The organism is Aeromonas sp. ASNIH2 (assembly GCF_002934795.1).
Classification (GTDB): Bacteria; Pseudomonadota; Gammaproteobacteria; order Enterobacterales; family Aeromonadaceae; genus Aeromonas; species Aeromonas caviae.
The window spans coordinates 4,640,400-4,663,086 of record NZ_CP026406.1; the positions used below are offsets into that span (position 1 = coordinate 4,640,400).

Here is a 22,687-nt window from a genome sequence, read left to right on the forward strand (position 1 = left end):
CTTCGTCAGGGGGATGAGGGGGTGATGCTTTGGACCCAGCCACATCCTCCGACATCTTTTCAGGCCTTACGTCTGGAGATGCGCGTGAATGCCGATCCTGGCGCGCTGATCACGGTACTGCGCAACACGGTGCGCCATGAAGAGTGGTTGCCCCAGAGCCGTGAAGTCAGGGTGCTGGCCAGATCTGGTCCCGACGATGATCTGGTCTATACCCGCCTGGCGTCTCCCTGGCCGGTGCAAGACAGGGAGCTCATCACCCGCTCCCATTTGAGTCGACGCATCGATTGCGGCCTGACTCTCGAGGTGTGGGCAGAGCCGAATGCCCTGCCATTGCATGCAGGGCTGTTCCGGATCCAGGAAAGCGCTGGACGGTGGGAGGCGCTACCCCAACGGGATGGCAGCACACTCGTTCGGCTCGAAACCTATACCAACCCGGGCAACAACTTGCCGGGCTGGCTGGTCAATCCCATTGCCATCAAGGCTGCCGTGGGCAGTTTCAAAGCCATACGCAGACTGATGGAAGCCGAGCCCAGAGTGGCTGCGACACCAGGCCTGCTGGGGAGAGACCCGCGCTGTTCTGCCACCTGATGAGACACCAAGGAGCACATCCGGTGGACAGACAGGAGAGGGGAACAGGATCCTGTGCCAGATCCTGCACGATATGGCATAATCGGCCACCGATGAGCACAAGTTCCTCTTGCAGGGGCCTGTGAAGGTAAAATCATCGGCGGTAAGGACTTTTTCCTTTGACTATCCCTTGTTGGACCTATAATATTCGCGCCCTATGCAAAAGGTGAAGTTGCCCGTTAAGGTTGATCCAGTCCGTAATGCCTTGAAGCTACTCGATTATGTCGGGATAGTGGAAAAGTCGCAGATGCCCAGGCTGGAGGAATCAACCGAAGGCTTGCGAAGTGATGTGGATGTCACACTGCACTTTGGCAAAGATGTCCAGAAGTTGACCGTTATGAAAGGCACTGCCCATGCCAAGGTCGACCTGGTTTGCCAGCGTTGTGGTGAGACGTTTGAACACCTTTGTGAAGCTAGTTTTATTTACACTCCGCTGTTCGAAAGAACAAACGAGGAAGAACTGCCGGAAGCTTATGAGCCCATTGAGTTGGACGAAAACGGCGAGATAGATCTTCATCAAATCCTGGAGGATGAACTCATCCTCTCGTTGCCTCAGGTAGCCATGCATCCGGTGGATGTGTGTCCCAGAGGAAACATGGAGATGACCTGGGGTGAAATCGAACCTGCTGATGAGCGGCCGAATCCCTTTGCAGTTCTTGAAGCGCTCAAACGTAAGTGAATTTTAGGAGTTAGCCTACCATGGCCGTACAACAGAACCGTAAAACCCGCGCCAAGCGTGGCATGCGTCGTTCCCACGATGCGCTGACCACCGCTGCCCTGACTGTTGATCAGACCAGTGGCGAAATTCATCGTCGTCACCACGTGACTGCCGATGGTTTCTACCGCGGTAAAAAGGTAATCGCTTAAGGATTGCCTTTGTCTACGCAAACTGTCGCGCTAGACATAATGGGGGGAGATATCGGCCCCTCGGAAACAGTGCCTGCCGCCGTGCAGGCACTGTCTCTTCTACCCCAGCTAAAACTTGTTCTGGTCGGTGATCGACACCAGACCGCCTCTCTTCTGCAGCAACATGGCTTGCTCAACCACCCTCGCGTTCGTCTCGTGCATGCCTCCCAGGTCGTGGGCATGGGCGAAAAGCCTATCGTGGCGCTGCGTACCCTGAAAGACTCCTCCATGCGCGTGACCCTGGATCTGGTCAAGAGCGGCGCTGCCGATGCCTGTGTCAGTGCAGGCAACACCGGTGCCTTGATGGCCATGGCCAAGTGCGTGCTCAAATCCTTGCCCGGTGTTGACCGGCCAGCCCTCATCAAGGCGCTGCCCACATTGAGTGGAAAGCGGACCGTGATGCTGGATCTGGGTGCGAACGTGAGCTGCGATGCCGACACCCTGCTGCAATTTGCCGTGATGGGCGCCGTAGTCGCAGAGAAGGTGGAGGGGATACCTTCACCCAGAGTGGCACTGCTCAACGTAGGGGAGGAGGAGATCAAGGGCAACGACCTGGTGCGCCACAGCGCCGAGTTGCTGCGCCAATGCTCCGCCCTGAATTTTGTCGGTTTCATTGAGGGGGACAGGATCTTCAGCGGCGAGTGCGACGTGATCGTCTGCGACGGTTTCGTGGGCAACGTGGCGCTCAAGACCGCGGAGGGGGTGGTGCGGATGATGGCCGAACTGGCCGGATATCCGCGCAAAAAACGCAGTTTTCTTGGTCGACTCGCCGGATTTATGTTCAAACGGCGTTTCTCTTACCTGAACCCCGACCAGTATAATGGCGCGAGTCTGTTAGGATTGCGCGGCATTGTGGTAAAAAGCCATGGGCGGGCCGAGCGCCGCGCTCTGTGTCATGCGATTCTGCTGGCCGCACAAGAAGCCAGACATCAACTTCCATTGCAAATTGCAGATCGCCTTGAATCTGTCTTTTCCGACAGGGATTTATAAAACTCTATGCATAGCAAAATTCTGGGTACTGGTAGTTATCTGCCGAGTTCGGTTCGTACCAACGCCGATCTTGAACAGATGGTTGAAACCAGTGACGAATGGATCGTGGAACGCACCGGGATCCGTGAACGCCGTATCGCCGGAGCCGACGAAACCGTCGCGACCCTTTCTCATCAGGCGGCCTTGCGTGCGCTTGATGCGGCAGGTCTGACTGCCGCCGATCTGGACATGATAGTGCTGGCCACTACCAGCGCAGAGAATGCCTTCCCAGCTGCTGCCTGTGAACTGCAGGGGCTGCTTGACGTACCGGGGATCCCGGCGTTTGACGTAGCCGCCGCCTGTGCCGGCTTTACATATGCTCTCGCCATCGCCGATCAGTTCGTCAAATCCGGCGCTGCTCGCCACGTGCTGGTTGTCGGTGCGGACGTGCTGTCACGCATGTGCGATCCCGAGGATCGCGGCACCATCATCCTGTTCGGGGATGGGGCAGGGGCCGTGGTCATCGGTGCCAGCGACATTCCTGGGATCCTCTCCACCCATCTGCATGCCGATGGCCGTTATGGCGAGCTGCTCAAACTGCCGCAGCCCCGTCGCGGCATGCCGGGTGCTGAGCTCGAAGCCTACATGTACATGAAGGGCAACGATGTCTTCAAGGTGGCGGTGACACGCCTTAGCGAGATCGTGACCGAAACCCTGGCTGCGGCCAACGTCGAGCCGAGCGAGCTGGACTGGCTGGTGCCCCATCAAGCCAACTTCCGCATCATCAATGCCACCGCCAAGAAACTCGGCATGGGGCTCGACAAGGTGATCCTGACCCTGGATCGTCATGGCAATACCTCCGCGGCCTCCGTGCCCATCGCCTTCGATGAAGGGGTGCGCGATGGTCGCATCAAACCCGGCCAGCTGGTCCTGCTGGAAGCCTTCGGCGGCGGTTTTGCCTGGGGCTCTGCGCTGGTTCGCCTCTGATACCGAGCGGTGCCCGGTCCTCGGGCGCCCGCTTACCGAATTCGTCTTACCTTAAAGGAATCAATGATGACCCGATTTGCCATTGCCTTCCCGGGACAAGGCTCCCAGAGCGTCGGCATGCTGGCCGAGCTGGCCGAGCAACACGCAGTGATTAAAGAGACCTTCGCCGAGGCGAGCCAGGTGCTGGGCTATGACCTGTTTGCCCTGGTGATGGCAGGCCCGGCCGAGGATCTCAACAAAACCTGGCGTACCCAGCCAGCGCTGTTGACCGCCTCCGTCGCGCTGTGGCGCCTGTGGCAACAACAAGGCGGGGTAACCCCTGCCGTGATGGCCGGCCACAGCCTGGGGGAATACTCCGCCCTGGTGTGCAGCGGCGCGCTGGCGTTTGCCGATGCCGTCAAGCTGGTCGAGCTGCGTGGTTTGGCCATGCAGGAAGCCGTACCGGAAGGCACTGGCGCCATGGCTGCCATCATCGGTCTGGACAACGAAAGCATCGCTGCCAACTGTGAGAAAGCGGCCCAGGGGCAGGTGGTTTCTCCGGTCAACTTCAACTCTCCGGGTCAGGTGGTCATCGCCGGCCACAAAGAGGCGGTCGAGCGTGCCAACGTGCTGATGAAAGAGTCAGGTGCCAAGCGTGCCCTGCCGCTGCCGGTCTCCGTGCCCTCCCACTGCGCCCTGATGAAACCGGCCGCAGAAAAGCTGGCCGCCGCCCTGGATGGGATCGAGATCAAGGTTCCTGCCATCGCCGTCATCAATAATGTTGACGTCTCTTGTGAGCAGGATCCTGCCGCCATCAAGCAAGCCTTGGTGCGTCAGCTGTTCAGCCCGGTTCGCTGGACTGAAACGGTAGAGCGCATGGCAAACGACGGTGTTACCCTCGAGATCGAGATGGGCCCGGGCAAGGTATTGACCGGCCTGGCCAAGCGTATCGATGCGCGAGTGGAAGGTATTCACGCCAACGACGCCGCCTCGTTCGAGCAGGCACTGGCCCAGATCAAGTAAACAGGAGCAAGTCATGAGTTTTACCGATAAGGTTGTGTTGGTCACTGGCGCCAGCCGTGGCATTGGTCGTGCGATTGCGGAGATGTTTGCTGCTCGTGGCGCCAAAGTCGTGGGGACCGCGACCAGCGAGAGCGGTGCCGAGGCGATCAGTGCTTACCTGGGTGAACAAGGCTGCGGCATGGCACTGAACGTGACCAGTCAGGAATCTATCGAAACCGTCTTCGCCGCCATCAAGGCGCGTTTTGGCGACATCGACATCCTGATCAACAACGCCGGCATTACCCGCGACAACCTGCTGATGCGGATGAAGGATGACGAGTGGAACGAGATCATCGACACCAATCTCACCTCCCTGTACCGTCTGAGTAAGCCGGTATTGCGTGCCATGATGAAGAAGCGTAACGGTCGCATCATCAGCATCGGTTCCGTGGTCGGCACCATGGGCAACGCCGGTCAGGTCAACTATGCTGCTGCCAAGGCTGGTCTGGTTGGCTTTACCAAGTCGCTGGCCCGTGAAGTGGCATCTCGTGGCATCACGGTGAATGCGGTTGCTCCCGGTTTCATCGAGACCGACATGACCAAGGCGCTCAATGAAGAGCAGCGCGCCGGCATCATGAATCAGGTGCCTGCTGCCCGTTTGGGCGATCCGAAAGAAATTGCTGCCGCTGTGGTATTCTTGGCATCGGATGATGCCGCCTATATTACCGGCGAAACCCTGCATGTTAATGGCGGGATGTACATGGTGTAATCAATTTGTCGTGAGTTCTGTTCAAATTTGCGATAATACGCCGAAGTTTGGCGAATTTCGTGGTTTGACCAGCGGCAAGTCACTTGCAAACTCACGTCAATTGAATACACTACCCCAACCAGACGCAATAGCGTATTTTTAAAGGAAAATTCAGGTCATGAGCAACATCGAAGAACGCGTAAAGAAAATCATCATCGAACAACTGGGTGTTAAAGAAGAAGACGTGAAGAACGCTGCCTCCTTCGTCGACGACCTGGGCGCTGACTCTTTGGATACCGTTGAACTGGTAATGGCGCTGGAAGAAGAATTCGATACCGAAATTCCTGATGAAGAAGCCGAGAAGATCACCACTGTTCAAGCGGCTATCGACTACATCACCGCTAATCAGGAATAAGTTCCTGTTCTGAAAGAAGCGGCCCAAGGGCCGCTTCTTTTATGTTTACCCCTTTCAAAACACCTCTCGGAGACTACCTCAGTGTCAAAACGCAGAGTCGTGGTGACCGGCTTGGGGATGCTTTCCCCGGTAGGCAACACTGCCGAATCCAGCTGGCAAGCCCTGCTCAACGGGCAGAGCGGCATTTCCCTCATCGACCACTTTGATGCAAGCGAGTTCGCAACCCGTTTCGCAGGCCTGGTCAAGGATTTCGACCCCGAAGAGTTCGGCATCAACCGCAAAGAAGCCCGCAAGATGGATCTCTTCATCCAGTATGGCGTGGCGGCGGGTGTTCAGGCCCTGGAAGATTCCGGCCTGATCATCAACGAAGAGAACGCGGAGCGGGTAGGCGTTGCCATCGGCTCCGGTATCGGCGGTCTGGGTCTGATTGAGCAGAACCACAGCAGCCTCATCAATGGCGGCCCTCGCAAGCTGAGCCCTTTCTTCGTTCCGTCCACCATCATCAATATGGTGTCCGGTCATCTTTCCATCATGAAAGGCATGCAGGGCCCGAACATCGCCGTGACTACCGCCTGTACCACGGGTACCCATGCCATCGGCATGGCTGGCCGGATGATCGCCTATGGCGATGCGGACGTGATGGTTGCCGGTGGTGCCGAGAAAGCCTCCACCCCCATGGGCATGGGCGGCTTTGCCGCTGCCAAGGCGCTCTCCACACGTAATGACGAACCGCAGAAGGCGAGCCGCCCCTGGGACAAGGATCGCGACGGTTTCGTGCTGGGCGACGGTGCCGGCGTGTTGGTGCTGGAAGAGTATGAACATGCCAAGGCCCGCGGCGCCAAGATCTATGCCGAGCTGGTCGGCTTTGGCATGAGCGGGGATGCCTATCACATGACGGCCCCTCCCTCGGACGGCGATGGTGGCGCACGCGCCATGAAGAACGCCATCAAGGATGCTGGCATCGCACCCGAGCAGATCGGTTACATCAATGCCCACGGTACCTCCACGCCCCTTGGGGATGTGGCAGAGCTGCGCGGCATGAAGAAGGTGTTTGGTGACCATGCCAGCGCCCTGATGGTCAGTTCCACCAAGTCCATGACAGGCCACCTGTTGGGTGCGGCTGGCGCCATCGAGGCGATCATCACTGTGCTCTCTCTGCGTGACCAGATGGTGCCTCCCACCATCAACCTGGACAAGCCGGATGATGAGTGCGACCTGGATCTGGTGCCGCATGTTGCCAAGGCTGGCAGCTTCGAATATGCCCTCTCCAATTCCTTCGGTTTTGGCGGCACCAATGGCTCCCTGATCTTCAAACGCGTATAATTCGCTCTGGGCGAATGATAAGGCCCGATACGGCAGTATCGGGCCTTTTTTATCGGAGGGATCCCCTTGCTGATTAATGGAATACCCACAGAAACACTGTCAGCCAGGGATCGTGGGCTGGCATACGGTGATGGTCATTTCACCACCATGCTGGTGAGGGAAGGGAAGGTACTCTGGTGGCAGGACCATCTGGCCCGGCTGCAACATGCCAACGCCCGGCTTGGTTTTGGCGAGCACTCCTGGGACCTGCTTGCCGACGAGGCGGCGCAGCTGGCTTCTGGGCAGGCACAGGCTGTCGTCAAGATAATGCTGACCCGGGGCGCCGGTGGGCGGGGATATGACGGCGCAGGCTGTGACACGCCCACTCGCATCGTCTCTTTGGCACCTTATCCTGAGCATTATCATGATTGGCAGCAAACCGGCATCAATGCCTTGGTATGCCAGCAGCATCTTGGGGACAGTCCCATGCTCGCCGGTCTCAAGACGCTGGGGCGCCTCGAACAAGTGATGCTGAAGCGCGAACTTGCTGCGCGCGGCGGGGTCGAAGGTATAGTCTTGAACAGCCGGGGATTTCTGGTAGAAGGGGTCAGCGCCAATCTGTTTTGGCGTCGCGGCAGGACGGTGTTCACACCGGATCTCACCCGCGCCGGGATCGATGGCATCATGCGCAAGCGCGTGATGACGATGCTTAAACAGATGGGCATTGAACTGCGTGTCGTTGAAGCTCCATTGGAGTCACTCTGGCAGGCGGAAGAGGTCTGGCTGACCAATACCCTGATGGGGATTGTCCCGGTCACCAGCATCGGGGATATGCACTATCCCAGTCCGGTATTGATCCGCCGTTTACAGGAGCGCTTGGTCATTGAAGTTTAATCGGCTTTACACCCTGCTCGCGGGGGCGGCACTCTCTGTCGCCGTTGCCGGAGGGTACGTGTATCACAAGTGGCAACAGGTGGAGACGCTCACCAACAAGGGGCCAACCCGCCTCTTTACCGTCGAAAAAGGCGCCCATGCGGCGCGCCTGATTGCCGAACTGGGAGAGGGGGAAACCAGCCCCTGGGCGGTGCGCCTCTGGTTGCGCGGTCATCCCGAACTGGTGGCCATCAAGTCCGGCACCTATGAAATCAAGGAAGGGGCGCCGCTCAAGGAGACTCTCTCTCTCTTTGCTTCCGGCAAGGAGTTTCACTTCAGCCTGACCTTTGTCGAAGGGTCCCGTTTTGAGGATTGGCTGAAGCAACTTTCCAGCGCCCCCTATCTGGAGCGCCTGACTCTGGAGCAGAGCGAAACCGAGCTGGCTCAGGAACTCGGCATCGAAAATGGCAAGCTGGAGGGGTGGTTCCTGCCGGAAACCTACGCCTATACCACTCATGCCAGCGATCTTTCCATCCTGCGCCGCGCCTATCAGGACATGAAAACGTTCCTGGAGGCTTCCTGGGAGAAGCGTCAGGCCAATCTGCCCTACAAGACACCCTATGAGGCGCTCATCATGGCCTCCATCATCGAAAAAGAGACGGGCCAACCGGATGAACGAGCCCAGATTGCCTCTGTGTTCGTCAACCGTCTACGCCTTGGCATGAAGTTGCAGACCGACCCTACCGTCATCTACGGGGTGAAGGAGAGGTACGATGGCAACATTCGCCGCAGCGATTTGACCGACGTGAACCCCTACAACACCTATGTGATCGACGGTCTGCCTCCGACGCCCATCGCCATGCCGGGCAAGGCCTCCATCGAGGCGGCGCTCAACCCCAAATCGACCGACTATCTCTACTTCGTTGCCAAGGGGGGCGGTGCCCACTACTTCTCCAAGACCCTCGATGAACACAATCGGGCGGTGCGTGAATACATATTGAAGAAACCCTAATGTCTAAATTTATCGTGATTGAAGGATTGGAAGGGGCAGGGAAGAGCTCTGCGGTGCGCTATGTGACCGACTATCTGCAAGCCCACGGAGTTGCGCGGATCGAGTGCACCCGGGAGCCGGGCGGCACGCCGCTGGCGGAACGCATGCGGGCCATCGTCAAGGAAGTGCACGACGAGCGCCTGACAGTCGAGGCCGAGCTGCTGTTGATGTACGCCTCCCGGGTACAACTGGTGGAGACCCGGATCAAGCCTGCCTTGGCAGACGGCATCTGGGTAGTGGGCGATCGCCACGATCTCTCCTCCCAGGCCTATCAGGGGGGTGGCCGCGGCATCGATGCGAACCTCATCGGCGCCATCAAACGGGCGGTCCTCGGGGATTTCAAGCCGGATCTGACGCTCTATCTGGACATCGATCCTGCCATCGGCCTGCAGCGGGCCCGCCATCGCGGCGAGCTGGACAGGATTGAACTGGAGCAGATCGGCTTCTTTGAACGTACCCGCCAGCGTTACCTCGAGTTGGCGGCCGCCGATGATTCCATCCAGGTCATCGATGCCGGGTTGCCCCCGGCGCAAGTCAAAGCCGCCATCGAGGCTGCCCTTGAGCATTATCTGGCAAGCGAGGGGCTATGTATCCCTGGCTGATCCCGGATTGGCATGCCCTGAGCGAGACGGCCCGGGCCGGACGGCTCGGGCACGCCTGGTTGCTGCTAGGCGATCCCGGTCTTGGCAAGGAGCAGCTTGCAGAGCGACTGGCGCGACTGCACCTGTGTCAGCATCCACAACGAGGTGAGCCTTGCGGTCAGTGCCACTCCTGCCAACTGTTTGAGAAGGGGCATCACCCGGATCTTGGCACCCTGGGGCCCGAGGGCAAGACCATAGGTGTCGAAGCCATCCGGGAGATTTGCAGCCGCCTCCAGAGCACATCCCAGCTCGGTCGCGGCAAGGTGGTGATCATTCAGGAGGCGGAGCGCATGACGGAGTCTGCCGCCAATGCTTTGCTGAAGACGCTGGAAGAGCCGGCTGGCGACAGTCTGTTGCTGCTCATCGCATCCCGGGTATCTCGCCTGCTCCCCACCATCTTGAGCCGTTGTCACAAGCATGTCTGCCAGCTCCCCTCTGAGGGGGAGACCCTTGCCTGGCTCGCCGAGCAGGGCCATCAGGCCACCCAGGCCCAGGTGCGGATCTGCCAGGGTGCGCCGCTGCGGGTGCTGAGCTACATCGAAGCACAGCAAGATGATGCCAGACGGGCATTGCTCGACGGATTTGTCTCGCTGGCATCGGCCCCCACCCGTGCGGCGAATGTCTGTGCCCAGTTGGCCGAGGATACTCAGGTCCGGCTGCACTGGTTGCAGCTCTTCCTGTGTGATGCCCTCAAGCTTCAGGCTGGCTGCGGCCATCATCAACTGGCAATGCCGGATCTTGCATCACTCAGCCAGCAACTGGCAGAGAAACACTCCAGCGAACGGCTCCTGGAAGCCGAACAGCAGCTGGTTATGCTGAAAGAGGCTTGTCAGCCAGGGCAGCTTTCCAATCCCACCATCCATTTGATGAACTGGCTCAATCGCTGGTTATAAACAAGGTTGTCTATGTTACTCGTTGATTCCCATTGCCATCTCGATCGCTTGAGTTATGGCTCCAAGCAGACCGACATGGCCGATGTATTGGCCAAGGCGGCGCAGCAGAGCGTGGGATATTTTCTCTGCGTGAGTGTGACCCAGGCCCAGTTCCCGACCATGATGGAGGCCATCGCTCCCTATCCCCAGGTGTTTGCCTCCTGCGGTGTCCACCCGCTCAATCAGGATCCCGGGGTGGATGCTGCCTTGCTGCTGACTCAGGCGGCCGATGAGAGAGTGGTGGCCATCGGCGAAACCGGGCTCGACTACTTCTATTCACCGGAAAACAAGGATGTACAGCAAGCCTCTTTCCGCGAACATATTCGTGTAGCCCGGGCACTGAACAAACCGCTCATCATCCACACCCGGGATGCCCAGGAAGACACGCTGCGGATCATGCGAGAGGAGGGGGCCGAACAGGTGGGCGGAGTGCTGCACTGCTTCACCGAGTCCCTCGAAATGGCCGAGGCCGCGATGGCCATGGGGTTCTATATTTCCATCTCGGGAATAGCCACTTTCAAGAACGCCTCAGCCCTGCAGGCCGTGGTCAAGGCGTTGCCCCTGGAGCGACTGCTGGTTGAAACCGACTCTCCCTATCTGGCACCGGTTCCGCACCGGGGGAGGGAGAATGAGCCGGCCTTTGTTCGCGACGTTGCCCAATTTATCGCGGATCTTCGCCAGATTCCGCTCGCTGAATTGGCGGAGGCCACCAGCCACAATTTCTTCGAGTTGTTCAAGTTGGCAAAGCGATAACAGACAACGCCCCGCACAGCGGGGCGTTTTACTATGACAATTTGCACTATCATGATCCATCCAAAAACAATCATGCCAAGTTGTTATCTCTCATTTTGTATGGTGGGTGCTGACGAGATTAAATCGCCAGCACCTGATAAAACGGAGCAGGGATGACAGAGTGCTTGAGGAATCAATGAGGGAGCTGAAATGGGTTAAAGCAGTCTTCATAAGTATCGATAATATTCATTATCGATACTTGATAGATCTGGATGATCCTGTAAGATCCACCGAAACTCCGCTTTAAATCATAGAGTTAAGTGAACTACCCACGCCTTCAAAACCCAGTTCAGCAATCCTTGCAAAGCGTCTTCGATCCTCAGCTGAACAGCCGGGCAAGACGCTTCCTGCGCAGCGCCAAAGCCGACTCCACCCTCAATGCCTATCAGGCAGATACCCGCATCTTTGTCTCCTGGTGCCAACTCCACGGGCTGGATCCCTTGCAGACGACACACCACGACATCATGAATTTTTTGGCGGATCAGGCCGACGGCATCCTGGCCAACTGGGTCTGGCTGGACAAAGAAGAAGGGAAGGGGGAGCTTCGCAACGGGAAACCTCGTAAACCGGCCACCCTGGTAAGACGGCTTGCCGGCATTCGCTATGCCTTCAAGCAGAAGGGGATCCACCCCATGCCGACCGAGCATGCGGAGATAAAGGAGATGATGCGGGGCATAGTACGGCTCGGTGATAACCGCAAACGCAAAACGGGGGCGCTGACCCTGAAACCATTGGCCTGCGTGCTGGACGAGATAGATACCAGCAACCTGGCGGGACTTCGGGATTACACCCTGTTGCTCCTGATGTTCAGTGGCGCCTTGCGCCGATCGGAAGCGGCCAGGATCGAGGTGGATGACGTGCAGTTTGTGGGGCAGGGGATACGCCTTCGTCTCAAACCAAGCAAACATCAGCTCCATGAATCGGAGATAGCACTCATTCCAGGTACCCGGTATTGCCCAGTGTCTGCACTGCAACAATGGCTGAAAAAAAGCCGAATTGCTGAGGGCCCCCTGTTTCGTCGAATGAATCGCTGGGGACAGCTGATGACAGACCCCCTGGGGCCGCAAGGTATCAACCTGATGATCAAGCGGCGAACCGACCAGGCCATCGACGATCTCCACGTCAGTGGCCACAGTTTGCGGCGGGGGTTCATCACCTCGGCGGTGACGGCGGGCAAGCCGATGAACAAGATCATCGAGGTGACAAGGCACAAGGACATGCGCACCTTGCAGGAATATTTCGACGATGCACACAAGTTCTCGGATCACGCCCTGGATGGGTTGTTATAGAAAACCGCGCCTCTGCTTTTTTTATGTTAAATGCTATCCTGTTGATCTGATGGTATATTCAATCCGTCCTCCACAGACATCATGACGGTGGGGGAGTCGTAATCCGATTTACTTTCGTAGAAGATGCCAACGAAAAATGAGAGATAACATTCACGATATAGACATGTCGGAAGGTCACGATAGCCAGGAATTGAAGAAAAGCGCCGCTCAAGAGAACGCCGAACGCCAACGCCAGCACGTGAAGCGCAAGCAGGAGAGTCACAGCCGGTTGCAGTGCTGGATAAGCAATCGTCACGCCGAGCGACTGCATGAACTCGGCCTGCATCTGGAAGACAGTCAGGCATCCCTCATCGAGCAGGCAATCGATCTGCTCTATCAGCACGAACTGCAACAAACGACCAACGCGCAGCAGAGCGATCTCCCCGAGTCGGCAGACATGCTCGAATAGACGATGGTATCGTGCCGGCATGGTTGAAAAAGGAAGAAAAAAAAAGCCAGGTACGAATTCCTTGTACCTGGCATAGGGGAATTGGCTCCTTGCAGAGCCGTGCGCTAACTGGTATGCGGATAGCCTTAAGCTTAGACAAGGCTCTAGGCATTTCAAGAACCGGGTAAAAGTTCAACCAGAGTGTGGGTTTTTCAGACTCGAACAGGCGCTATTTTTGCTCGAGCGACCCCACTCTCACGCATTGAACAGGTTGTTGTCCCGTACCAGCTCCCGGGGCAGGGCATTCTTGATGCGACTCCCCACCCATTTCCCCATGCCGAGCGGGTGCCCCTGGTAACGAACGATCACTTCCCCAGTCCCGGCATCCTGCTCTGGCCAGAGATCTCGTCCCATCATGAATTCACGGGCATTGGCGGCATCCAGCTCGACGCATCCCTTACTCGCCTCATGGCCGTAAGCCAGAGCCCATTCATGGGTCAATCGATATCCCTTCTTGAAGGTCTCAGCCAGCTTGATGCCGATGCGATCGAAACGCAGCTTCCCCTGTACCTGCTCGAAGGCGTGAGGGAAGAGCCAGATCTCGTCATTGCGGCCAAACAGTTGGCCATGGGGCACGATGCCAAAATTCCCTTCAATCTCCCGCAACATGGGGCCGGCCTCTTTCTCTGGCAGCGGCGAGAAGGGGAACTTGCCGAGCTTGCCCGGTTTGAACATGGTGTTGGGCACGGAGTGATGCTTGCGCAACCGGGCGACGAAAAAGCCCTCACTGTCGAAGATCTGGGGCCACACATGCAGGTATCCCTCCGGCGTACAGGCTTTCTCCGCCCCCGGAAAGAGATCGGCCAACGAGTCAAAGCTGAAGGCATCGCCGAACTTCTCTTGCAGTGACTGGCAGACGTCCTGATTCTCTTGCAGGCTCAGGGTGCAGGTGGAGTAGACCAGTACGCCGCCGGGTTTGAGGGCGTGAAAAGCGCTCTCCAGCAGGCCACGCTGCACCGCGGCGATCTCCTCGATGCTCTCTAGGCTCCAGTTGCGCAGTGCGTCTTCATCTTTTCGCACTGTCCCCTCCCCGGAGCAGGGGGCGTCGAGCAGGATGGCGTCGAAGGTTTCCGGCAGCCATTGGCCAAAGACCTTGGCATCGAAATGGGTCATGCCGACGTTGGTCACACCGCAGCGCTGGATATTGGCGCTCAGCACTTTCAGCCTGCTGCTGGAAAACTCGTTGGCGATCAGCATGCCGCGATTTTCCATCAGCGCCGCGATCTGGGTAGTCTTGGAGCCAGGGGCGGCGGCCGCGTCCAGCCACATGCCATCCCCTCTGGTTTGCTCACTGGCAAAGAGCGCCGTCACCGGCAACATGGAGCTCGCTTCCTGAATATAGAAGAGGCCGCACAGATGCTCGGCCGTGTTGCCAAGGGGAACGCTCTCATCGCTGCGGGTGAGCCAGAAGCCGGTTTCACACCAGGGCACGGGATCCAGCTGCCAGCCAAGCGGCGCCATGCGGGCGACAAACTCGGATACCGTGATCTTGAGGGTGTTGACCCGGATGCTGCGCCGCAGCGGCTGCCGGCAACTCGCCACGAATGCCTCCATGGAGAGATGGGATGGCATGAACTCCGCAATGTGACGAAGGAAGTGATCGGGGAGGTAGGTGTTGTCGTGCACGGCGCAATCTCGCTGACCCAAAATGAGGGGCGACATCTTACCACAGTGCGCGGCCCTTCTTGATGGGGGAGTCCATGAGGCCATAAAAAAACCGGCACAAGGCCGGTTTTTGACGAACAGGGGAATAACTCAGGGCAAGATGCGGGGGCTCCACTCCAGCCACTCTTTCTCTGCCTTGGCATGAAGCGGATAACGATGGCCCGCCTTGACGGTCGCGCCCATTTCCCGCTCCGGCGTATTGAAGGCAATCCCGCCTGCCAGCAGGCTTTGCACCGTTTCGACCTCGATGGTGCCACCGGTCAGCCCGATATCGGCCTTGACCCCGGAGACATTCCAGAAGCGGCTGTTGGCGCGTATCAGATGGGCGTACTGTCCATCCACATTCACATCGATCAGTACCTCGCTGCCATCCCGGGCCAGGGTCACGCCGGTGACGCTGCCCACCACCATCTTGCGAAACAGCAGGGGGCTGCCCACGCTGATGCCATCGACGGAGGGGCTCTTGAGGGTCAGGACAAGACCGGCGGGGCCACTCTGGCTCAAGGGGAAGGTCTCCTTGCCAGCCCCCCGGCCCGGCGTTGCCTCCACAAAGGCCCCCTTGATCAGGGTATCGAGGTGGGCAACGCCCCCCAGCCCGACCTTGGCCTGCACCAGGGCATAGCGCGCCCCGGATTGCAGGAAGCGCGCGGCATATTGCTCATTCAGCTCGGCCTTGAAGCTTACCTGGCCCAGGGTCGGGTCCAGTTCCACCTGCTCCACCTTGCCGATGTCCACTCCGCGATAGCGGATGGGGCTGCCGACCCCGAGACCCGGGTTGTGATCCGCCGTGAGCGTGAGGGTGCGCACCTGGGAGCTTGCCTGCTCCTTGCTGTCAAAGAGCTGATGACTGCTGCGACCTGTCCCCAGCTTGTCGAATTCGATGGCACCACGCAGCAGGGTGGCGAGGTTCCCCATCTTGACCTGCACGCCATCGAGCCGGATCTTGCCGTCGATGGCGGCCTTCTTCCAGAACTGGGGTTGCTGCTTGAGCAAAGGAGCATAGATGGCATCGATCTCCAGGGTGATGGCCACACCGCGATCATCGGCATCCAGCGCCTTGACCTTGCCCGCTTCCAGTCCCAGGTAGAGGACGGGGGAGCCCACACCGATACCATCAGCCTGAGCGGCACGCAGCGTCCAGCTGACCGCTTTGGCATGGCGGCTCCCAAGCAGGGCCAGCTCCTGGCTGGGGTAGAGGCGGTCAATCCTGTCACCCTTCGCAGCCTGTACCAGCTTGATGCCCCCCGCCAACCAGGCACTGGCCGGGCTGGTCTCCACCTTGATACCGCTGAGGTCCGCCTCCACCTGCAAGGGAGCGGCGCGATAGAAGCGAGCCCGTTGCAGCAGATGGCGATAACGCTCGTTCACCAGCAACTCGACACTGGCATTGCCGCCGGCATCCAGGGTCAGTGCCCCGAGCTGACCTATCTGCAACCCCTTGAACCAGAGCGGAGCCCCTTCGCTCAAACCGGCGAGATCCTCTGCCTGCAGGGTCAGCTTGATGCCGCCGCGCTGTGCCTGGCTCTCCAGGATCATGGTGTTGACCCGTTTACCGGGTTCATAGTCCAGACGAATGGCGGGCCCGGCCAGCAGGCGATCCGCGTGCTTGATCCCGGCAGGGGAGAGAGAGACCGTCTCCCACACCAGACGACTCTTGCCGGTCACCCGGAACGCCTGTTCGGGGTTGATGAGGGCCGTCACGCTTCGCCCTTGCTCGGTGAGGCGAATGGGGTCGACTCGTCCAATCTCGATGCCCTCATAGAGGATGGGCATCCCTTCCTTGATGGGCAGAGTCCCCGCCTGGATGGTGATGCGCTCACCCCGGGCGGCCTCGGCCAGCCCCTTGTAGAGGATGAAGTTGACCCCCTTTTGCGCCACGGGAGAATCTTTGGGGGAGTCAAACGCAATGCCGCCGCTCAGGATGGAGGTGAGGCTGCCCGCCTCCACGCTGACGCCAGCCAGGCTGAAGGAGCCCTTGATGCCGCTGATGTTCCAGAAGCGGGTATCCGCCTTGACGAGGTGCTCGAAGCGCGGCTCGATCACCAGATCCAGGATCACGTTCTGGTTCTCTTCCCCAAGACGGGTGTTGATGACACTGCCCACCTCCAGCCCGCGGAAATAGATCTTGGCGCCGATGCCCACCGACCCCAGAGAATCGGCTGTCAGGTGCAGGGTGCGCCCTTGGGCCTGATAACCGGGGGGAGGGCCATCCAGGGCATCGAACTCATCCTCCAGCGGGTTGTTCTCCCGTCCGGGTTGCAGGTTGATGTAGTTGCCGGACACCAGGGTGTCCAGGCCGGAGATCTCGGTCAGTGACGCCTTGGGACTCACCAGCCAGAAGTCGGAGCCCTTGCGTATGAGGGAGCGGGCACGGCTGTCCACCTTGGCCAGGACCGCAATCTTGCGACCATCCTGTGCCAGTTCCAGCTCCTGGACCACGCCGATGGCGACCCCCTGATAGCGCAACTGGGTCTTGCCCGGCAAGATACCGTTGCCCTGGGCAAAGTTGATGCGAATGAGTTGACCACTGCTCGTCCACTGCTGGTAGAGAAAGCCTCCCGCCAGCAAGAGGGCGATGAAGGGCAGCAACCAGACCGGGGATAACCAGCGGTGCTTCTCAATGACGGGCTCAGCCCCGACCATACCGACTCCTTACATTGGCTGTGATGCACAGCGCGTTCGACACAAAAAACATTAACGGGCCGCCTTGTCCCACAACAGGCGGGTATCGAGCATCCTGGCCGACATCATGGTGAGCACCACCACGCCGGCGAACGCCGTCGCCCCGGGGCCGGCACGCACGTTGAGCAGCACGCCGCGATCCACCAGGGCCACCATCAGCGAGATGACGAACAGGTCCAGCATGGACCAGCGTCCGATGAAATCGATGATGCGGTACATGACGAGCTGGCGTTTGCGGCGCACCGGCTTGCTGCGCTGCAACTGCCAGCAGATCCAGCCAAGGCCCAGGATCTTGCCGATGGGCACGATGATGCTCGCGGTGAGCACTATGGTAGCGATGCCGGACATCTTGCTGCGATAGAGCGCCATGATACCGCTGAAAATGGTATCGGACTGCAATAATCCCTTGTTGTAGAAGTGGGTGATGGGCAGCAGGTTCGCAGGCAATAGCATGAAGGTGGCCAGCGCCAGCAGGCCCCATGACCAGGCGAGGGAATGGGGGATGCGCATCTGCAAGGGAGTGTGACAACGAGGGCAGCTCATGCCGTGTTGATGGCGCACCAGCAACCCACAGGTATGGCAGCGGCAAAGCCCCAGTTCACGGGCGCTGATCGGGGACATGGTCCGGCTCCCGGGAGGCATGTTGCAGCGGAATCCGCTCCCAGTAAGGGGCAGGATCAAAGAGGATCAGCAACGTCATGTTGAGCAGCATCAGACAACCCAGGCTCAGCAGACCGCCTCCCAGGCGCACGTCGGCGATGTCGATAAGCTTGAACAGGGCGACCAGCAGGCTGACGATGTACACCTCCAGCATGGCCCAGTGGCGAAATACCTCGACCGCTTTGAGGGTCCACGCCAGCAGATGCCAGCGCTTGGCCAGGCCGGAGGCGAGGGCAAAGATCCCGAGCAGCAGCCCTGTCGGCGCCAGCACGGCGCACCAGAGCACCAGTGTTGCCACCCAGAGCTCGCTCTCGGCATACAGCATCATAATTCCCTTGATCAGGTTGGCGTCCGAGTTCACGCCCGCCAGACGAAGATAGATCAAAGGCTCAAAAAACGCGGAAGGCAGCAACAGGAATCCGGTGATGGTCAGCGCCATCAACTGGGAAGGGCGAAAGGCATAGCGCCCATACAGATGCTGATGACAGCGGGGGCAATGGGCGTGACGGCGCAGCGGCAGCAACTTGCGTTCGATCAGCAAGTCACAGGCCGGACAGACAATCACCGAGTGCGGATCCGACATACGATTCAACCTGTTGAAGGAATTGATGAAATTTACCTTAAAACGCCTGCCCTGTCTTGCCGCGCTGCACACCCCCCTTTGAAAAGACGTGTTTTCCGGTGTGAACTGGCCGCCGCCAGCCAAGCAGGGGCTGGCGATGCATGCCGACATGCTGAGGGTATTTGCAATACTGTATATACGTACATATACTTGCAATCACTATCATCAGGAGGGCGCCGCGATGGCCGTTGAGATCAAGTATGTTGTGGTACGTGGGGGAGTGGAGAAGATGACCTTTGCCAGCAAGAAAGAGGCGGATGCCTATGACAAACTGCTGGACACGGGGTTTGGGGAGCAATGGAACCAAAAACCAACGTAAGCCCTACCAACGCTTTTCGGTGTCTTCTTCCCAGGCGCCCATCTCGACAAAACAGTTGCGCATGTCGGCCTCCTGGCTGATCTCGGTCAGCAGGTCATGCACGCTCTTGTCCAGCTCATCGTCGCTCCGATACGGAATGGTCAACTCATAGTGGCCGGCATCCAGCCGCTTCATGCCATAGGGCTCCAGGCAGTAGCGCTCAATGTTCTCCGTGGCCCGCTTCCGGCCGCGCACGAACTTGCTGTTATTCACCACCGCGAGGCGCAGGGTGACGGTGGCCACCCGCTCGGCGGCGGGCGGCTCTGCCGGCGACGCGGCCGAAGGCTGCTGGTCGCGTGACCTGGCGCTCTTCTGGTACGCGCCGATCTCGACACCACGGTGGCGCAGGTAGCTGTACAGGGGATGTAAGCCGGAACCCCAGAAATTTCCGTCACCCTAGTTGGGTGGGCTCAACACTCGTGTCACCAGCTACCTTCTGGAGAATCGAGCTCGGCCATCCCTCCCTGGACGGGCATCGCTCGACGATGTTCAACGGCTCCCTCACGGGGCCGTCGTTTTGTGGGGGCTATTCCATCCACAAGTCGTCGAGGTTCTTGAAGTTCCAGAGCGTCGGGTCTTCGGGGCCAGTGATACTGTCCTTGCAACTCGTGGCCGCCAGGTCGATGGTCTGCATCGGGATCGGCTCTCTCGAGCGTAGCGAGAAGAACACGCGAACCTTGGGAGTCAGCAGTGATTCCATTCCCGGCTCAACGACAACGGCCAGACGCTGAGAGGACAGGCGAACCAAGGAGCCGACGGGGTAGATGCCCACGGCCTTGACGAAGGCGTGGAAGATGCGTTTGTCGAAATGGCCCTCCCACTTGGCCATCTGCCGCATCGCCGCGGACGGGTCCCACGGCTTTTTGTAGGCTCGCTCCGACGTCACGGCATCATAGACGTCGCAGATTGCGCCCATGCGGGCCAGGAGTGAAATGGCGTCACCGGCCAAGCGATCCGGGTAGCCGGTTCCGTCGATCTTCTCGTGATGGTGCAGGGCAATGTCCACCACCCCGGGCTCGGCCCCGCCTGCGCGCAGCATCTTTGCGCCCTCCACAGGGTGGCGCTTCATGATGGCGAACTCGGCATCGGTGAGCTTGCCTGGTTTGTTAAGCACTTCCAGCGGCATCGCGGCCTTGCCTAGGTCGTGCATCAGTCCGCCGATGCCAGCCAGGCGCGTTTGCTCCTCGTCTAGATCGAGATGCCGGGCCAGCGATAGCATCAGGGCGCAGACGGCAACCGAGTGCAGGTAGGTGTAATCGTCGTGCGTTTTGATGCGTGCGACGCTGATGAGGGCATGAGGTTGGCGCAGCACCGAGGCAGCGATTTCTCCGACCAGCGGCAACGTCGTGCTTGGGTCGACGGCCTTGCCAAGCCGGGCTTCCTGGAACATGTCCATGACTTGGGACTTGGCCGCAAGACAGAGTTTCCGTGCATAACACATTTCGCTCTCCATTGAGGTTGCGCCGTCACTTTTCTTGCTTAGTGGACTAGACGGCAGAGATTGCTCCTCCGACAATTCTCTGGGCTCTGGGCTCTGGGCTCTGGGCTCTGGGCTCTGGGCTCTGGGCTCTGGGCTCTGGGCTCTCTGGGCTCTCTGGGCTCTCTGGGTCGACTTGGCTTTTGGCCAAGTCGACCCAGACCTCCCCGACGCCACATTCTCGAATGGCAGAGAGATCCTGAGGCTCGGTCAGCAGGAAGCTGCCGCGCCAGAATGGGTGTCGAAACCAAGAGCCGGCGAGCTTGTGGATGTACATGCCGAGACGAAGCTCGGATACGGGAATGCGTTTTACCAACTTATTTTCCTTTCTGAGTTGGGTGGTTAGGCGTGCGCCGAGGCTGGCACCCAGCGGTAGAGCGGAGGTAAGGTCACGCCAAGATTCTTGGATCAGCCGGAACCGCCGAAATTTCCGTCAGCCGATCAACATGGCTTTGTCTCGCGCTCGGTCGATGCGTTCCTGCATCGCCTGCATGACTTCTTCGTGGGTGTACGACTTGGCGTTGGGGTCGTCGGCCTCTCGGAGAGCTTCCTCGACCTCGCGGGTCATCCGCGCATATTCTTCCGGCCACAGCGCTTGCTCCATGCGCAGCGACGCCTGCCCAAGCAGGTGCAGCAGGCCGAACAGCCGCATGTCATTGGTGGCGACGACGTGCTCTCGAATCCGCTCCTGGATCACCTCGCAGGCCCGATGCGCCTCTGGCGTCGCCGTGCCCTCGTAGCCGGCTGGGAGTTCTGCTTCTTCAGCGATTCGCGCCCAAGCGATAGCCAGCGCCTCGATGGTGGACAGGTTCATTTGCTCATCCACTTGCGCAGCAGACGCTTTTTCAGGGAGGCGCGCTCTTGCGGATTGCGTCCCTTGTGGTTGGCAATGCGATCCGCCGTGGCGGCCTGGCGCTTGATGGGCCAGTAGGAGCGGCCATCCTTACCCATCGACCAGACGTTGCTGACCTGGTTTTCCAGTAGAGGCAGATGGGCGCATAGAGCTTCCGGCGACGCGCTGGCCAGCGCGGTGCGCTCGTGGGTTCGCCAGCGCTGATGCCAGAGTTTCTTGTCCTCGCGCTCGCTACGGCAGGTCGTGTGCCCAACGATGGGCGTTTTGCGGCGGCTGCGGCTCATGATGTGGTTGTCTCCAAGAACATTCAGGACAGGCTTTCTGGGTAGAGCGCCGTCAACCGGGACAGGGTTTCTTGCACTTGTTCCAGCGAGGTCATCAGATGATCAACCTGATCCTGAAGATCCACGGCGAGATCAAATAGCTCAGCCACTCGGCTGCGTGATCCCTCGTTGAACGCGGCCATTGCCAGTTGATGCAGCTTCAACAGGTCGGTGCGCAGTTGCGGAGGTGCGCCGTCTGCGCTGTCATTCAAATCGCCGCGCAGCACGTCCACGGCATCGACTGCACGCAGCAGTGCCGTGGTATCGAAATTCTCGGGAGTCAGTTCGTCCCATTCGTCGTCGGTGATGCGGGCTGCCATCAGGAGAGCTCCGATTAAGCGGTTGCGAGCGTTAGATGCCCGATCGGCTCGGCTGCTGGCCGTACCTTGATTTCGATGTCGTAGCCGAGGCGATTCAGACAATCCATCAGCTTGCGTTCGGATAGATTGGTGAAGTCGCCGCGCATCATGCCCGACACCTTCGGTTGCGGGATGCCCATGCGTTTGGCCGCCGCTTGTTGAGTCAGCCCAAGGGCGCGCATGGCCCTCCTGATCTCGACCACCAGGCCGGTCTTGATCTTGAGCTTTTCAGCGTCAGGCAGTCCAAGGTCGGCAAAGACGTTGCCCGAGCTGCGCTGAACCTCGACGCCTTCAATGATTCGTTTTTGCATTTCATAGCTCCTGTGCCAATACCTCGGCCACCTTCAGCCGAGCGCGGATGATGTCCATGTCGGCCTTTGGCGTGGCGATTCCGCTCTTGCTCTTCTTCTGGAAGCAGTGCAGGACGAACACCGCTTCCGCAAACTTGACCGTGTATACCGCTCGATAGGTGCCGCCGGCATCGTCTTCGACGACCTTCAGCACGCCGGCACCACCGAACCCCTTGAGCTCCTTTGCTGCGTCATCCTGATCGCCTATCTGCGCCAACGAGAGCGCGTAACCGAAACGGCGACGCACGTCGGACGGCAACGCCATCAAATCCTTGTGGCTGCTCGCGATCCATTCGAGCGGTTTTTCTTTGTTTGTCATGACGGAATTTTATACCTGT

The 22,687-nt window shown here is 59.2% G+C and carries 28 protein-coding genes and 1 pseudogene; 17 read left to right on the forward strand and 12 right to left on the reverse strand.

Features of this window, described 5'->3' with window-relative positions; genetic code table 11:
• Positions 1 to 24: 24 nt before the first annotated feature.
• The 16 genes from C3F36_RS22020 (at position 25) to C3F36_RS22095 (ending at position 12,961) form a co-directional block, all read left to right on the forward strand.
• Entirely contained in the window at positions 25 to 588 is a 564-nt protein-coding gene (locus tag C3F36_RS22020) for a hypothetical protein (RefSeq protein ID WP_223916170.1), read from the forward strand.
• Between the two features lie 196 nt (positions 589 to 784).
• Positions 785 to 1,306 (forward strand): 23S rRNA accumulation protein YceD, encoded by a 522-nt coding sequence (gene yceD, locus C3F36_RS22025; protein ID WP_029314532.1) that lies wholly within the window; start codon positions 785 to 787, stop codon positions 1,304 to 1,306.
• 20 nt (positions 1,307 to 1,326) lie between these two features.
• A complete protein-coding gene (rpmF, locus tag C3F36_RS22030; protein WP_005300935.1) occupies positions 1,327 to 1,494 on the forward strand; it encodes a 50S ribosomal protein L32 in 168 nt (55 codons plus the stop codon).
• Between the two features lie 9 nt (positions 1,495 to 1,503).
• Positions 1,504 to 2,523: a phosphate acyltransferase PlsX gene (gene plsX / locus C3F36_RS22035; protein ID WP_104455931.1), complete on the forward strand. Its 1,020-nt coding sequence runs from the start codon at positions 1,504 to 1,506 to the stop codon at positions 2,521 to 2,523.
• Positions 2,524 to 2,529: 6 nt separating this feature from the next.
• The gene (locus C3F36_RS22040) at positions 2,530 to 3,489 is read left to right on the forward strand and encodes a beta-ketoacyl-ACP synthase III (RefSeq protein WP_104455932.1); all 960 of its coding nucleotides are present in this window, start codon (positions 2,530 to 2,532) and stop codon (positions 3,487 to 3,489) included.
• Positions 3,490 to 3,555: 66 nt separating this feature from the next.
• Positions 3,556 to 4,491, forward strand: coding sequence for an ACP S-malonyltransferase (gene fabD, locus C3F36_RS22045; RefSeq protein ID WP_010674741.1), 936 nt, complete (start codon positions 3,556 to 3,558; stop codon positions 4,489 to 4,491).
• Between the two features lie 13 nt (positions 4,492 to 4,504).
• On the forward strand, positions 4,505 to 5,239 hold the full coding sequence (gene fabG, locus C3F36_RS22050) for a 3-oxoacyl-ACP reductase FabG (RefSeq protein ID WP_010674742.1): 735 nt from the start codon (positions 4,505 to 4,507) through the stop codon (positions 5,237 to 5,239).
• Positions 5,240 to 5,396: 157 nt separating this feature from the next.
• Positions 5,397 to 5,633 carry an acyl carrier protein gene (acpP, locus tag C3F36_RS22055; RefSeq protein WP_005300909.1) on the forward strand — a complete coding sequence of 79 codons (237 nt, stop codon included), beginning with the start codon at positions 5,397 to 5,399 and terminating at the stop codon, positions 5,631 to 5,633.
• An 81-nt stretch (positions 5,634 to 5,714) separates the two neighbouring features.
• Complete coding sequence (fabF, locus tag C3F36_RS22060; protein ID WP_010674743.1) at positions 5,715 to 6,956, forward strand: beta-ketoacyl-ACP synthase II; 1,242 nt, start codon at positions 5,715 to 5,717, stop codon at positions 6,954 to 6,956.
• A 66-nt stretch (positions 6,957 to 7,022) separates the two neighbouring features.
• Entirely contained in the window at positions 7,023 to 7,829 is an 807-nt protein-coding gene (pabC, locus tag C3F36_RS22065; protein ID WP_182721850.1) for an aminodeoxychorismate lyase, read from the forward strand.
• Complete coding sequence (mltG, locus tag C3F36_RS22070) at positions 7,819 to 8,820, forward strand: endolytic transglycosylase MltG (protein ID WP_029314535.1); 1,002 nt, start codon at positions 7,819 to 7,821, stop codon at positions 8,818 to 8,820. The genes pabC and mltG overlap by 11 nt, the downstream gene beginning before the upstream one ends.
• Positions 8,820 to 9,461 carry a dTMP kinase gene (tmk, locus tag C3F36_RS22075; RefSeq protein ID WP_042017643.1) on the forward strand — a complete coding sequence of 214 codons (642 nt, stop codon included), beginning with the start codon at positions 8,820 to 8,822 and terminating at the stop codon, positions 9,459 to 9,461. The genes mltG and tmk overlap by 1 nt, the downstream gene beginning before the upstream one ends.
• On the forward strand, positions 9,446 to 10,393 hold the full coding sequence (gene holB / locus C3F36_RS22080) for a DNA polymerase III subunit delta' (RefSeq protein ID WP_042863870.1): 948 nt from the start codon (positions 9,446 to 9,448) through the stop codon (positions 10,391 to 10,393). The genes tmk and holB overlap by 16 nt, the downstream gene beginning before the upstream one ends.
• A 12-nt stretch (positions 10,394 to 10,405) precedes the next feature.
• The gene (locus C3F36_RS22085; RefSeq protein ID WP_042863871.1) at positions 10,406 to 11,185 is read left to right on the forward strand and encodes a TatD family hydrolase; all 780 of its coding nucleotides are present in this window, start codon (positions 10,406 to 10,408) and stop codon (positions 11,183 to 11,185) included.
• A gap of 299 nt (positions 11,186 to 11,484) precedes the next feature.
• On the forward strand, positions 11,485 to 12,513 hold the full coding sequence (locus tag C3F36_RS22090; protein ID WP_104455933.1) for a site-specific integrase: 1,029 nt from the start codon (positions 11,485 to 11,487) through the stop codon (positions 12,511 to 12,513).
• Between the two features lie 163 nt (positions 12,514 to 12,676).
• Positions 12,677 to 12,961 carry a RepB family protein gene (locus C3F36_RS22095; protein WP_104455934.1) on the forward strand — a complete coding sequence of 95 codons (285 nt, stop codon included), beginning with the start codon at positions 12,677 to 12,679 and terminating at the stop codon, positions 12,959 to 12,961.
• 234 nt (positions 12,962 to 13,195) lie between these two features.
• Here C3F36_RS22095 and rsmF read toward each other — a convergent pair whose 3' ends face one another.
• From rsmF to C3F36_RS22115, 4 genes are all read right to left on the reverse strand, one after another.
• A complete protein-coding gene (gene rsmF, locus C3F36_RS22100) occupies positions 13,196 to 14,626 on the reverse strand; it encodes a 16S rRNA (cytosine(1407)-C(5))-methyltransferase RsmF (RefSeq protein ID WP_104456113.1) in 1,431 nt (476 codons plus the stop codon).
• Positions 14,627 to 14,755: 129 nt separating this feature from the next.
• Positions 14,756 to 17,308 carry an MlaD family protein gene (locus tag C3F36_RS22105; protein ID WP_104455935.1) on the reverse strand — a complete coding sequence of 851 codons (2,553 nt, stop codon included), beginning with the start codon at positions 17,306 to 17,308 and terminating at the stop codon, positions 14,756 to 14,758.
• A gap of 51 nt (positions 17,309 to 17,359) precedes the next feature.
• Positions 17,360 to 17,968 carry a paraquat-inducible protein A gene (locus C3F36_RS22110; RefSeq protein ID WP_010674753.1) on the reverse strand — a complete coding sequence of 203 codons (609 nt, stop codon included), beginning with the start codon at positions 17,966 to 17,968 and terminating at the stop codon, positions 17,360 to 17,362.
• A complete protein-coding gene (locus C3F36_RS22115) occupies positions 17,946 to 18,590 on the reverse strand; it encodes a paraquat-inducible protein A (protein ID WP_010674754.1) in 645 nt (214 codons plus the stop codon). The genes C3F36_RS22110 and C3F36_RS22115 overlap by 23 nt, the downstream gene beginning before the upstream one ends.
• A gap of 220 nt (positions 18,591 to 18,810) precedes the next feature.
• On the opposite strand from C3F36_RS22115, the pseudogene C3F36_RS22120 reads away from it, so the two are divergent.
• Positions 18,811 to 18,912 (forward strand): annotated as a pseudogene (locus tag C3F36_RS22120) (YebG family protein); the annotation flags it as partial.
• A 39-nt stretch (positions 18,913 to 18,951) separates the two neighbouring features.
• Here C3F36_RS22120 and C3F36_RS22125 read toward each other — a convergent pair.
• The 8 genes from C3F36_RS22125 to C3F36_RS22160 all read right to left on the reverse strand — a co-directional run bounded on the left by C3F36_RS22125 (position 18,952) and on the right by C3F36_RS22160 (position 22,668).
• Positions 18,952 to 19,230: a hypothetical protein gene (locus C3F36_RS22125; RefSeq protein WP_010465808.1), complete on the reverse strand. Its 279-nt coding sequence runs from the start codon at positions 19,228 to 19,230 to the stop codon at positions 18,952 to 18,954.
• A gap of 283 nt (positions 19,231 to 19,513) precedes the next feature.
• The gene (locus tag C3F36_RS22130) at positions 19,514 to 20,383 is read right to left on the reverse strand and encodes an HD-GYP domain-containing protein (protein ID WP_223198360.1); all 870 of its coding nucleotides are present in this window, start codon (positions 20,381 to 20,383) and stop codon (positions 19,514 to 19,516) included.
• A 91-nt stretch (positions 20,384 to 20,474) separates the two neighbouring features.
• Positions 20,475 to 20,780, reverse strand: a complete 306-nt coding sequence (locus C3F36_RS24210) for a DUF3391 domain-containing protein (RefSeq protein ID WP_072071574.1) — start codon at positions 20,778 to 20,780, stop codon at positions 20,475 to 20,477.
• A gap of 117 nt (positions 20,781 to 20,897) precedes the next feature.
• Positions 20,898 to 21,278, reverse strand: a complete 381-nt coding sequence (locus tag C3F36_RS22140) for a hypothetical protein (protein WP_001054412.1) — start codon at positions 21,276 to 21,278, stop codon at positions 20,898 to 20,900.
• Complete coding sequence (locus tag C3F36_RS22145) at positions 21,275 to 21,601, reverse strand: hypothetical protein (RefSeq protein ID WP_000091614.1); 327 nt, start codon at positions 21,599 to 21,601, stop codon at positions 21,275 to 21,277. The genes C3F36_RS22140 and C3F36_RS22145 overlap by 4 nt, the downstream gene beginning before the upstream one ends.
• A 23-nt stretch (positions 21,602 to 21,624) precedes the next feature.
• Positions 21,625 to 21,960 (reverse strand): hypothetical protein, encoded by a 336-nt coding sequence (locus C3F36_RS22150; RefSeq protein ID WP_000741275.1) that lies wholly within the window; start codon positions 21,958 to 21,960, stop codon positions 21,625 to 21,627.
• A gap of 14 nt (positions 21,961 to 21,974) precedes the next feature.
• Positions 21,975 to 22,310: a helix-turn-helix domain-containing protein gene (locus C3F36_RS22155; RefSeq protein ID WP_001172026.1), complete on the reverse strand. Its 336-nt coding sequence runs from the start codon at positions 22,308 to 22,310 to the stop codon at positions 21,975 to 21,977.
• A 1-nt stretch (position 22,311) separates the two neighbouring features.
• Entirely contained in the window at positions 22,312 to 22,668 is a 357-nt protein-coding gene (locus C3F36_RS22160; RefSeq protein WP_000182276.1) for a type II toxin-antitoxin system RelE/ParE family toxin, read from the reverse strand.
• Positions 22,669 to 22,687: the final 19 nt, after the last annotated feature.